Source organism: Mumia spirodelae, assembly GCF_050632745.1.
GTDB lineage: Bacteria > Actinomycetota > Actinomycetes > Propionibacteriales > Nocardioidaceae > Mumia.
This window is the reverse complement of the sequence record NZ_JBODSD010000004.1, coordinates 347,960-359,133: the sequence shown is the minus strand read 5'-3', so window position 1 is coordinate 359,133 and position 11,174 is coordinate 347,960. Positions and strand designations below refer to the sequence as shown.

Below are 11,174 nucleotides of genomic sequence, written 5' to 3'. Positions count from 1 at the left end.
GACCGTACTCACCGCGCCCTCCTGCGGGTGGGACCACACTCACCGCGACTCGGGTCGGCGGGGTCGGGTGCCGCCTGGGCGGTCGGCCGATTCCGGTCAGCCGTTAGGCTGGAACGCGCGAGCCGCACGTCGCGGCTGCCCGACACCTGTGAGGAACGGCTGTCTTGTTCGACACACTCCAGAACCGCCTGCAGACCACCTTCCGCAACCTTCGCGGCAAGGGCAAGCTGTCCGAGGCCGACATCGACGCCACCGCCCGCGAGATCCGGGTGGCGCTGCTCGAGGCCGACGTCGCGCTGCCCGTGGTCAAGGAGTTCGTCGCCCGGGTCAAGGACCGCGCCCGCGGCGCGGAGGTCAGCCAGGCGCTGAACCCCGCCCAGCAGGTCATCAAGATCGTCAACGAGGAGCTCGTCGGCATCCTCGGTGGCGAGACCCGCCGGCTCCGGCTGGCCAAGAACCCGCCGACCGTGATCATGCTGGCCGGCCTCCAGGGTGCCGGCAAGACGACGCTCGCGGGCAAGCTCGGCCTGTTCCTCAAGGGCCAGGGCCACTCGCCGATGCTCGTCGCGGCCGACCTCCAGCGCCCCAACGCGGTCAACCAGCTGCAGGTCGTGGGCGAGCGCGCCGGCGTCGACGTGTACGCCCCGCAGCCCGGCAACGGCGTCGGCGACCCCGTCCAGGTGGCCCGCGACGCGGTCGCCGAGGCCCGCAAGACCCTGCACGACATCGTCGTCATCGACACCGCGGGCCGCCTCGGCATCGACGAGGAGCTGATGAAGCAGGCGTCGGACATCCGCGACGCCACCGACCCCGACGAGGTCCTCTTCGTCGTCGACGCGATGATCGGCCAGGACGCCGTCCGTACGGCCGAGGCGTTCCTCGAGGGCGTCGACTTCACCGGCGTCGTGCTCTCCAAGCTCGACGGCGACGCCCGCGGTGGCGCCGCGCTCTCGATCGCCGAGATGACCGGCCGTCCGGTGATGTTCGCCTCCAACGGCGAGAAGCTCACCGACTTCGACGTCTTCCACCCCGACCGGATGGCGTCGCGCATCCTCGACCTCGGCGACATGCTGACGCTGATCGAGCAGGCCGAGAAGGCCTTCGACGTCGAGCAGGCGCAGAAGGCCGCCGAGAAGCTGGCCGGCAAGAGCGGCGACTTCACGCTCGACGACTTCCTCCAGCAGATGCAGGCCGTCCGCAAGATGGGCTCGCTGAGCAAGATCCTCGGGATGCTCCCCGGTGCGGGCCAGATCAAGGACCAGCTCGCCAACTTCGACGAGCGCGAGATCGACCGGATCCAGGCGATCATCCAGTCGATGACGCCGTCGGAGCGCCAGAACCCGAAGATCATCGACGGCTCGCGCCGCGCCCGCATCTCGCGCGGCTCCGGCACGCAGGTCAGCGACGTCAACCAGCTCGTCGACCGCTTCTTCGAGGCGCGCAAGATGATGCAGCAGATGGCCAAGGGCGGCGGGATCCCGGGGATGCCCGGCATGCCGGGGATGCCCGGCATGGGCGGCAAGCGCGCCGGGGCCCGTCAGCAGGCCAAGAAGGGCAAGGGCAAGGGACGGCGCGTCTCGGGCAACCCGGCCAAGCGGGCGGCCGCTGCGCAGGCGGAGGCCGCGAAGCCGCAGGCCGACGGCGCGTCCGCCTTCGGCTTCGGTGGGACGCCGCAGGCCGGCGAGGACATCGAGATCCCCAAGGAGATCCGCGACCTGTTCTGAGTCTCGCGGTGACCAGCACGGTTCGATGAGGGGTTCCGACCACGGGCGGGTCGGGACCCCTCATCGACGATCGGCGCAGCCGACCTCCGGTCGCCCCGCACTCAGCGACGGCGGGGACTACTCAGCGACGGCGGGGACTACTCGGCGACGGCGGGATGCGTCGCCGAGTTGGGCAGAGCGTCGCTGAGTGGAGGCGAGCGGACGGGGGTCGTACGACGTCGCCTCAGGCCGCGGGGAACCACCCGGCGCGCCCGAGCTGGGCGGGCGCCTGCGCGAGCCCCAGCTGGTCCGCGATCCACGCGCCGGTCGCGGCCACCGGCTCCGGATCGACACCGGTGCTGAAACCCGACCGGTGGAGCAGGTAGAGCAGGTCCTCGGTCGCCACGTTGCCCGTCGCCCCGGGGGCGAACGGGCAGCCGCCGATCCCGCCGGCAGAGGCGTCGAGGACCGACACACCTGCCTGCACCGCCGCGAGCGCGTTGGCGTACCCGGTGTTGCGCGTGTTGTGGAAGTGCGCACGTAGCGGCACGCCGGGAGCCAGCGCGCCGAGGCCCGCGACGAGGTCGCCGACCTGGGCGGGCACGCCGACGCCGATCGTGTCGGCGATCGCGAGCTCGTCCGGCGCCTCCTGCACCACCGCCTCGGCGACCTCGAGCACCCGGCTCGCCGGCACCTCGCCTTCGAAGGGGCACCCGAGCGCCGCCGCCAGGATCACCGAGGTCTTGAGCCCGGCTTCGCGCGCGACCGGGGCGATCGCGTGCCACGCGGCCACCTGGTCGTACGTCCCCACACCCTGGTTGCGCACCGCGAGGCCCTCGGACGACACGACGACCACGGTGACCTCGTCGCACCCCGCGGCGATCGCCCGGTCGAGCCCGCGCCGGTTCAGGACCAGACCGATCGCGCTGAGCCGCGGGTCGTCGCGGACCTCGGCCATCAGCGCCTCCGCGTCGGCCATCTGCGGCACCCGGTCGGGACGGGCGAAGGCGGTCACCTCGATCCGGCGCACGCCCGCGTCGAGGCTGCGGCGGACGAGCTCGGCCTTGACCGGTGTCGGCAAGATCCGGGCCTCGTTCTGCAGTCCGTCGCGCGGGGCGACCTCGACGATCTCGACCGTCGGGGGCGGGGTGCTCGGTGTCATCGCGTCCTCCTGGGGGAAGCCTGGGCGTGCAGAGTCTATCTGATATACGATCTGGCCCATGTCAACGGATCAGACGCCCGGCGCACTCGCCGGGGTGCGTGTCGTGGAGGCGGGCCAGCTGCTCGCGGGACCCTTTGCCGGTCAGCTGATGGGAGACCTCGGCGCCGACGTCGTCAAGGTCGAGGCCCCCGGCGTCGGGGACCCGATGCGGCAGTGGGGGCGCGAGAAGCCGCACGGCCACTCGCTGTGGTGGCCGGTCGTCGCCCGCAACAAGCGCTCGGTGACCCTGGACCTGCGTCGCCCCGAGGGTCAGGAGCTGTTCCTCCGCCTCGTCGAGCACGCCGACGTGGTCCTCGAGAACTTCCGCCCGGGCACGCTCGAGAGGTGGAACCTCGGCTACGAGCGGCTCAAGGAGCGCAACCCGGGGATCGTCCTGGTCCGGGTCAGCGGCTACGGCCAGACCGGCCCGTACGCCGAGCGTGCCGGCTACGGCTCCATCGGCGAGGCCATGGGCGGGCTGCGCTACATCACCGGAGAGCCGGACCGTCCGCCGTCGCGGACCGGCCTGTCGATCGGCGACTCCCTCGCCGCGACCCACGCGACCGTCGGTACGCTCGCCGCACTCCTGCACCGTGAGCGGACCGGGGAGGGCCAGGTCGTCGACAGCGCGATCTACGAGGCCGTGCTCGCGATGACCGAGAGTCTGGTGACCGAGTGGGACGTCGCCGGCTACCAGCGCGAGCGGACCGGCCCGATCCTGCCCAACGTCGCGCCGAGCAACGTCTACCCGACGGCCGACGGGCACACGATCCTCATCGCCGCGAACCAGGACACCGTCTTCACCCGCCTCGCCGCGGTCATGGGGGAGCCGGAGCTCGCCGAGCTGCCGTCGTACGCGACCCACGGCGCCCGCGGCGCCCACCAGGAGGAGCTCGACCAGCGCATCGCCGACTGGACCGCCAAGCACGACGCCGAAGCGCTGCTGACCCTGCTGCACGAGTCCGGGGTCCCGGCCGGCCGCATCTTCCGCGCCGCCGACATGCTGAAGGACCCGCACTACGCGGCGCGCGAGGCCGTCGTCCGCGTGCCGGACAAGACCTTCGGCACCCTCGCGATGCCGAACGTCGTCCCGCGCCTGTCCGGCACCCCCGGCGGCATCCGGTGGACCGGGCCGGCCCTGGGCGAGCACAACGACGAGGTGTACGGCGAGCTGCTCGGCCTCACCGACGACGAGCGGACGGCGCTGGCCGAGGCCGGCGTGATCTGATGTCGCGCGGCGACGACTACACCGCGGCCGGGTTCCTCGGCCGCCTGGGCTTCGGTGCACGCCCCGCGGTGGTGGTGGTGGACATCGTCACCGCCTACCTGGACCCGCGGTCGCCCCTGAGCGACGCCGACGGGCGTTTCGAGCGGGCGCGCGCGGCGGCGTCGGAGGTGGTCGCGGCCGCGCGCGCCGGTGGTGTGCCGGTGGTCTTCACCGAGGTGCGGCTGATGGCCGGCGGTGCCGACGGTGGGCTGTTCCGCCGCAAGGTCCCGGCCCTCGCCGCCTTCGAGGCGGGCTCCCCGTGGGCCGCGTTCCCGGAGGACCCGGCGCCGGTCGAGGGCGAGGTCGTGGTCTCCAAGCAGTACGCGTCCGCGTTCTTCGGGACGTCGCTCGCCTCGACCCTGAGGGCCTGGGGCGTCGACACCGTCGTGGTGGTCGGCTTCTCGACCAGCGGCTGCGTCCGTGCGACGGCGACCGACGCGCTCCAGCACGGGTTCCGGCCGGTGGTCGTGCCGGAGGCCTGCGGCGACCGGGACGCCCAGGTCCACGAGCACAACCTCTTCGACCTCGACGCGAAGTACGCCGACGTGGTCGGCCTCGACGCCGTCGTGGCCCACCTGCGAGAAACCCCCGTCCCGACCTCAGAAGGAGCTCGACCGTGAACGACCAGGACCTGTTCGACGACGCGCTGGAGTGGGCGAGCTTCGCCCCTGCCGGCGCCGACCAGAAGGCGGAGATGGTGCTGCTGTACCAGTCCGCCGACGCCACCTCCCGCACGGTCTTCGTCCGGTTCCCCGCCGGGTGGCAGCGTGCGATGACCGGCCACCAGCCGGCGGGCGAGGAGATGCTCGTCCTCGAGGGCGCGCTCTCGATGAGCGGCAGCACGTGCCGTCCGGGGCAGCTCCTGGTGGTCGAGCCGCGGGCGACCCGGTCGCAGACGGGGACCGAGGACGAGACCCGCGCGCTCGTCTGGTTCAGCGGCGCGGCCGGGGGGTGGACCGAGGGTCCGGCCGACGAGCCCGGGACGCTCACCGTCTCCGATCTCGCGCCCGGCACCGTCCGGGCGGGCGGGGGAACGCTGTCGGGCTCGGTCGAGCAGGTCGACGGCGCGGACCTCGGCAGCTTCGACCACGAGGTGGACGTCTACTGGCCGTCGCTCGGTCGCTGGGCCCACCTCGGGGCCGGCGAGGCGGCCCCGGCCGGTGAGGGCGTGGCCGTCGTCCGCCACTGGGCCTGACCGCCCGTACGACGCCAGGAGGCGCTGCCGACACTCGGGTCGGCAGCGCCTCCTGGCGTTCGTGGGTCAGCGACCCGAGAGGGTCTTCGCCGCGTCGTCGTCGTACGTCGCCGCCGCCCACCGCAGCACGAGCACGCTCGCGAACAGCGGGGGCACCAGCGCGAGGAACGCGGTGTTGATCGAGCCCGTCACGTCGGACACCACCCCGATCAGCAGCGGTCCGCCCGCGCCACCGAGCGTGAGCAGGAACTGGACGAGCGCGAACCCGAGCCCGCGCCGCTCGGCGGGGACGACATCGGCCGAGGCCGCTGTCAGGTTGGGGATCGCACCGGCGAACCCGACGCAGGACAGCGCCACGAGCGCCACGCGCAGTCCGAGGCCCGGCAGCACGACGACACCGGTGATCGCGAGGGCGCCGACCAGGAGGAACCAGATGCTGGTCCGGATCCGCCAGCCCGGGCGTACGCCGTGGCCACGGTCGCCGATGCGGCTGCCGAGGATGATGCCGACGACGATCCCCATACCGCCGACGCCGCCGGCCAGCCCCGCGGCTGTGTCGTACGACAGCGACTCGGTGCGCTCGAGGAGCGTGGGGAGCCAGTAGAAGAGGCCGCCGAGCCCGAGGTAGAGCAGCGCGAGGCTGATGATCACTCCGCGCAGCGTGCCGATCGAGAGCAGGCTCTTGGCCTCGGCGAGCACGGCCGGGCGCTCGCCACCGGGGGCGGTGGGCTCGGCGGCGCTGGTCGCGCTCCCGCCGCGGAGACGGTCGATGCGGTCGCCGATCCCGCGGACCGGCTCCTTCAGCGTGAGGACGAGCGCCGCGACGAGCACGCCGGGCACCGCGACGATGAAGAACACCGAGCGCCAGTCGAGGGCCTCGGCGACCGCTCCGCCGAGGGCGACGCCGACCGGGAGGCCCATGTAGTAGCCGGCGCGCTCCAGGCCGTACGCCTTGCCGCGGGTGCTTCCCGGGTAGTAGTCGGCGAGCAGGCTGGACGCCGGGGGGTTGTAGAGCTGGCCCGCAGCGCCGAGCATGATGCGGGTGACGAAGAAGAGGGCGAAGGTCGTGGCGAGACCGCTCAGCACGGAGCAGGCCGCCCAGACGAGGACGACGAGCGCCACGATCCCGGAGCGCCGGCCGGTGTCGGCGAGGCGTCCGGCGGGCAGCAGCAGCACGACTCCTGCGATGGCGGCGGCCGTCGGGATCGCGCCCGCCCACGTGTCGCTGAACCCGAACTCCTCCTGGATCGCCGGCAGCGCGCCCGCGATCAGGTTGACCTCGACCCGGTCGATGAACGCCACGAGGGCGATCACGATCGCGGCCCACCACCCGAAGGGAGCGGGGCGCTGCAGGTCCACCTCGACCGGCGGGCGCCCGACGAACGCCGCGAGCGGGACGGTCGTCCGTCCTCCGTCCACGGGCGGGGGGCTGTGCTCCGGCGCTCTCGGCTCGGTCGGTTCACTCACGTCCGGCTCCTCTTGTCGGCATGGGTGTCGGGGAAAGTCTAGGGCAGAATCGTAGAAGGATATATGGTTCTGCCATGACAATCGTTCGCGTAGCCGCCGTCCAGCTCGCCGCCACCGAGGACGTCGAGACCAATCTCGCCGCCGCCGTCCGCCTCGTGGACGAGGCTGCTGGCCAGGGTGCCCAGATCGTCGTGCTGCCTGAGTTCGGCAACCACGTGTCGTGGTACGCCGACCGCGAGCACGCGCGTCGCAAGGCGGAGACGCTCGACGGCGCGTTCGTCGGCACGCTCGCCGAGACGGCCGCCAGGCACGGGATCTACCTCCTCGTGAACTGCACGCTCGCGCAGGAGGACGGACGCACGACCGGGAGCAACGTCCTCGTCGGCCCCGACGGCACGGTGCTGGCGACCAGCGACAAGCAGGTGCTCATGGGCAGCGAGCGCGACCACCTCGACCCCGCGACGGAGGCGTCGCCGGTGGTCGAGACGCCGCTGGGCCGGATCGGGCTCTACTCGTGCATGGACGGCGTCATCAACGAGACCCCGCGGATGCTGGCCGTCGGTGGCGCGCAGATACTCCTGAACAGCCTCAACTCCTTCGCGCTCGACGAGGCCTCGCTCCACATCCCGGTGCGGGCGGTCGAGAACCGCGTCTGGGTCGTCGCCGCGAACAAGGTCGGCCCGCTCGTGCCCGACCACAGCATCGGGGCCGTCGCCCAGGCCGTGGGGGTCCCGACCGACCTGCTGCACGGCGCGGGGGAGAGTCAGATCGTCGCCCCCGACGGCACCGTCGTCGCCCGCGGCCCCCGTGCCGGTGAGGCGGTCGTCGTGGCCGACATCGACGTCGCCCGCGCCGACGAGAAGCGCCGCGCGGACGGGACCGACGTCCTCGCGTCCCGCCGACCCGAGCTCTACGGCGCCATCGTCGAGGCGCCGCACGGCCGGCGCGCCGAGGCCGGTGCCGCGACGGTCGAGGTCGCGGTGCTCGCCCCGCGCGACGGCGACGACGTCATCGCCCTGGTCCGCGAGGCCGTCGACGGCGGCGCCGCGCTGGTGGTCCTGCCCGAGCTCGCCGCCTGGTCCGGCGGCGTCGTCGGCTCCGGCGCCGGACCGTCGTTCGACACCGACGCGCTGAGCGCCGCCCTCGCCGGGACGTCCGCGGTCGCGGTCACCTCGGTGCGTGACGGCGACCAGCACGTGGGCCTGGTGGTCGGCGCCGACGGCGTCGTGGCGCGCCAGCCCCAGCTGCACGCCTGTGCACGGCACGAGGCGTGGGCGACGCGGCTCGGCGACGCGCTCGACGTGGTCGAGCTCCCGTGGGGTCGGCTCGCGGTCGTGGTGGGTGACGACGCGCTCTACCCGGAGACGTTCCGCCTCGCCGCGCTGCAGGACGCCGACGTGGTCGCGGTGCCGTTCGCCACGGCAGCCGCGCACGACCTCGACCTGCTGCTCCTCGAGCGGTCCGCGGAGAACCGGCTCAACCTCGCCGTGGCCTCCCGCCCGGGCGAGCACGGTGCGGGCATGCTCGTCCCGCTGTCGGGCGACTTCACGCTCTGGAGCGGAGGCTGGCAGTTCGCCGGCGTCATCAGCCGGCCCGAGCCGCTGCTCGCCGACGACCCGGTGACCGTGGCGACGCTGCGCCCCGAGCAGGCGGTCAACCGCTTCGTGTCCCGCGGCACCGACGTGGTGGACGGGCGCCCCTGGGCCCTGGCCGACGCGCTCGTCCGCCGGCAGGATCTGGCCGACACGCCCGCCTGAGCGCCGTACCGGACGCTCCCCGTCCCGAACGCTGGGCCCCCAACGCTCGGCCCCCTAACGAAAGGAACTCGGATGCACGTCCCCGACGGCTTCCTCGACGCGCCGACCTCGGCCGCCACGGCGGTGGTCGCGATCTCGGCGCTGGCGGTCGCGCTGCCGCGCGCCCGGGCCGAGCAGCCCGACGACCGGACAGCCCCGATGGCGGGCCTCGTCGCCACCTTCGTGTTCGCCGCGCAGATGATCAACTTCCCGGTGGGGGCCGGCACGAGCGGCCACCTGCTCGGCGGCGCGCTGGCGGCGGTCCTGGTCGGTCCGGCGACCGCCGTGCTCTGCCTCTCGGTCGTCCTCGTGGTCCAGGCGCTGCTGTTCGCCGACGGCGGCATCACCGCGCTCGGGACGAACGTGACCCTGATGGCGCTCGTCGGGGTGCTCGTCGGCTGGGCGGTCTTCCGCCTGGTGCGAGCCGTGCTCCCGGCACGTCCGGCGTCGGTCCCCGTCGCGGCGGCGCTCGGCGCGTTCGCGTCCGTGCCGGTCGCCGCGCTCGTCTTCACCGGACTCTTCGCCCTCGGCGGACGGGTCGACGTCCCCGTGGACAGCCTGGCGGTCGCGATGGTCGGCTGGCACTCCCTGATCGGCCTGGGCGAGGCGGTGATCACCGGGCTCGTGGTCAGCGCTGTGATGGCGGTCCGGCCCGACCTGGTCTTCGGCGCGCGCGACCTGCGCGTCGCCCGCCCGCTCGAGATCCGCGCAGGAGCGACCCGATGACCGCCCGGCTGACCACCCGCACCTTCGTCGTCGTCTCCCTGGTGGCCGCGCTGCTGGTCGCCGGTGTCGTGAGCTTCTACGCCTCGGGTCACCCGGACGGGCTCGAGTACGTCGCAGGCACCGCGGGCTTCCTGGACAGCGCCCACGAGCACCTGCTGGGCGGCGGTCCGCTGGCCGAGTACGCGACGGCCGGCGTGAGCGACGGCCGGCTCTCCGGCGGGCTCGCCGGCGTGATCGGCTGCGCCGTCGTCCTCGTCGTCGCCGGCGGCATCGGCCGCCTGCTGCGTCCGCGCCGCGATCCGCAGGCCTGACGTGGGTGAGCCGCACGGGCACAAGGTCCACTTCCACGGGCACTCGTTCGTCCACCGGGCCCAGCCGCACCACAAGATCCTGGTGCTCGTCGCGTTCGTCCTGGTGGTGGTCGCGACGCCGGGACGGTGGTTCGTCGCCTACGCCCTCTACCTCGCCCTGCTCCTGGCCGTCGTGCTGGTCTCGCGCGTGCCGTTCGGCTACCTCGCACGGCGGATGGTCGTGGAGGTGCCGTTCGTGGTCTTCGCGCTGCTCGTCCCGTTCGTCGCGGGCGGTCCCCGGGTCGAGGTGGCGGGACTCTCGTTGTCCGTGAGCGGGCTGTGGGACGCGTGGGAGCTGCTCGCGACTGCCACGCTCGGCGTCGTGGCGTCCCTGGTGCTCGCGGCGACGACCGAGCCGCACCGTCTGCCGGCCGCCCTCGCCCGGCTGCGCGTCCCGGCCCAGCTCGTGGCGATCACCGCGTTCATGATCCGCTACCTCGACGTCGTCACCTCCGAGATGCGTCGGATGGCCGTCGCGCGGGAGGCGCGCGGGTTCCGCGCCCGGTCCGTCGCCGGCTGGTGGGTGCTCGCCCGTGCCGCGGGCGCGCTGTTCATCCGTGCGTACTCCCGTGGTGAGCGGGTGCACCTCGCCATGCTCGCCCGCGGGTACGACGGGGGAGCCCGCTGATGGCCCGCGGGCTGGAGCCGGCCGGCCGGCCGCCGGCGGTCGACGTCGCAGCGCTGGCGTACGCCTATCCCGGCGGTCGCCAGGTCCTCTACGGGGTCGACCTCCACGTCGAGCCGGGGGAGCGGGTCGCGCTGCTGGGTCCCAACGGCGCGGGCAAGACCACGCTCGTCCTGCACCTCAACGGCATCCTGACCGCCGGGTCCGGCAGCGTCACGGTCGGCGGGATGCGGGTCGCCAAGAAGACCGCACGCGAGGTCCGGCGCCGTGTCGGCGTCGTCTTCCAGGACCCCGACGACCAGCTCTTCATGCCGACGGTCCGTGACGACGTCGCCTTCGGCCCGTCGAACTACGGCGTCCGGGGCGCCGAGCTCGACCGCTGCGTCCACGACGCGCTCGAGGTCGTCGGGATGCTGGACGTCGTCGACGAGCCGCCGCACCACCTCTCGCTCGGCCAGCGGCGCAAGGTCGCCCTGGCGACGGTGCTCGCGATGCAGCCCGAGGTCCTGGTCCTCGACGAACCCTCCTCGTTCCTCGACCCGACGTCTCGGCGCGAGCTCGCCGAGACGCTGCGCGCCCTCGACCTCACCTTGCTCATGGTCACCCACGACCTGCCGTACGCCCTGGAGCTCTGCGAGCGCTCGGTCGTGCTCTCCGACGGCGTGATCGCCGCCGACGGCCCGACGTACGACCTCCTCACCGACACCGAGCGCATGGCGCGGCACCGGCTGGAGCTGCCGTACGGGTTCGACCCGCGCGTGGCCGCCGGTCCGCGGCGGATCACCCCGGCGCGCCAGGTCGGCTGACCCCGGACGCGACGAGCGCCCCGCGGGAGGTCCCGGGG

The 11,174-nt window shown here is 73.5% G+C and carries 11 protein-coding genes; 9 read left to right on the top strand and 2 right to left on the bottom strand.

Going from position 1 to position 11,174, the window contains the following annotated elements:
- Positions 1-164 precede the first annotated feature (164 nt).
- Positions 165-1,724 carry a signal recognition particle protein gene (gene ffh / locus ACQSSQ_RS19635; protein ID WP_431328814.1) on the top strand — a complete coding sequence of 520 codons (1,560 nt, stop codon included), beginning with the start codon at positions 165-167 and terminating at the stop codon, positions 1,722-1,724.
- Positions 1,725-1,947: 223 nt separating this feature from the next.
- Here the strand turns inward: ffh and ACQSSQ_RS19630 are convergent, their stop codons facing one another.
- Positions 1,948-2,865, bottom strand: coding sequence for a hydroxymethylglutaryl-CoA lyase (locus tag ACQSSQ_RS19630; RefSeq protein WP_431328813.1), 918 nt, complete (start codon positions 2,863-2,865; stop codon positions 1,948-1,950).
- Positions 2,866-2,923: 58 nt separating this feature from the next.
- On the opposite strand from ACQSSQ_RS19630, the gene ACQSSQ_RS19625 reads away from it, so the two are divergent.
- The 3 genes from ACQSSQ_RS19625 to ACQSSQ_RS19615 are packed head-to-tail and all read left to right on the top strand — an operon-like array spanning position 2,924 to position 5,366.
- The gene (locus ACQSSQ_RS19625) at positions 2,924-4,132 is read left to right on the top strand and encodes a CaiB/BaiF CoA transferase family protein (RefSeq protein ID WP_431328812.1); all 1,209 of its coding nucleotides are present in this window, start codon (positions 2,924-2,926) and stop codon (positions 4,130-4,132) included.
- Positions 4,132-4,791, top strand: a complete 660-nt coding sequence (locus ACQSSQ_RS19620; protein WP_431328811.1) for an isochorismatase family protein — start codon at positions 4,132-4,134, stop codon at positions 4,789-4,791. Before ACQSSQ_RS19625 ends, ACQSSQ_RS19620 begins: the two co-directional genes overlap by 1 nt.
- Positions 4,788-5,366, top strand: a complete 579-nt coding sequence (locus tag ACQSSQ_RS19615; RefSeq protein WP_431328810.1) for a hypothetical protein — start codon at positions 4,788-4,790, stop codon at positions 5,364-5,366. The genes ACQSSQ_RS19620 and ACQSSQ_RS19615 overlap by 4 nt, the downstream gene beginning before the upstream one ends.
- Before the next feature lie 66 nt (positions 5,367-5,432).
- On the opposite strand, the gene ACQSSQ_RS19610 is transcribed toward ACQSSQ_RS19615, so the two are convergent.
- Complete coding sequence (locus ACQSSQ_RS19610) at positions 5,433-6,833, bottom strand: MFS transporter (RefSeq protein ID WP_431328809.1); 1,401 nt, start codon at positions 6,831-6,833, stop codon at positions 5,433-5,435.
- Positions 6,834-6,907: 74 nt separating this feature from the next.
- Here ACQSSQ_RS19610 and ACQSSQ_RS19605 point away from each other — a divergent pair, with 74 nt between their 5' ends.
- The 5 genes from ACQSSQ_RS19605 (at position 6,908) to ACQSSQ_RS19585 (ending at position 11,136) form a co-directional block, all read left to right on the top strand.
- A complete protein-coding gene (locus tag ACQSSQ_RS19605) occupies positions 6,908-8,590 on the top strand; it encodes a nitrilase-related carbon-nitrogen hydrolase (protein ID WP_431328808.1) in 1,683 nt (560 codons plus the stop codon).
- Between the two features lie 72 nt (positions 8,591-8,662).
- On the top strand, positions 8,663-9,355 hold the full coding sequence (locus tag ACQSSQ_RS19600) for an energy-coupling factor ABC transporter permease (protein ID WP_431328807.1): 693 nt from the start codon (positions 8,663-8,665) through the stop codon (positions 9,353-9,355).
- Positions 9,352-9,666 (top strand): PDGLE domain-containing protein, encoded by a 315-nt coding sequence (locus ACQSSQ_RS19595; protein WP_431328806.1) that lies wholly within the window; start codon positions 9,352-9,354, stop codon positions 9,664-9,666. Before ACQSSQ_RS19600 ends, ACQSSQ_RS19595 begins: the two co-directional genes overlap by 4 nt.
- Before the next feature lies 1 nt (position 9,667).
- Positions 9,668-10,333 carry a cobalt ECF transporter T component CbiQ gene (gene cbiQ / locus ACQSSQ_RS19590; protein WP_431328805.1) on the top strand — a complete coding sequence of 222 codons (666 nt, stop codon included), beginning with the start codon at positions 9,668-9,670 and terminating at the stop codon, positions 10,331-10,333.
- A complete protein-coding gene (locus ACQSSQ_RS19585) occupies positions 10,333-11,136 on the top strand; it encodes an energy-coupling factor ABC transporter ATP-binding protein (RefSeq protein ID WP_431328804.1) in 804 nt (267 codons plus the stop codon). Before cbiQ ends, ACQSSQ_RS19585 begins: the two co-directional genes overlap by 1 nt.
- Positions 11,137-11,174: the final 38 nt, after the last annotated feature.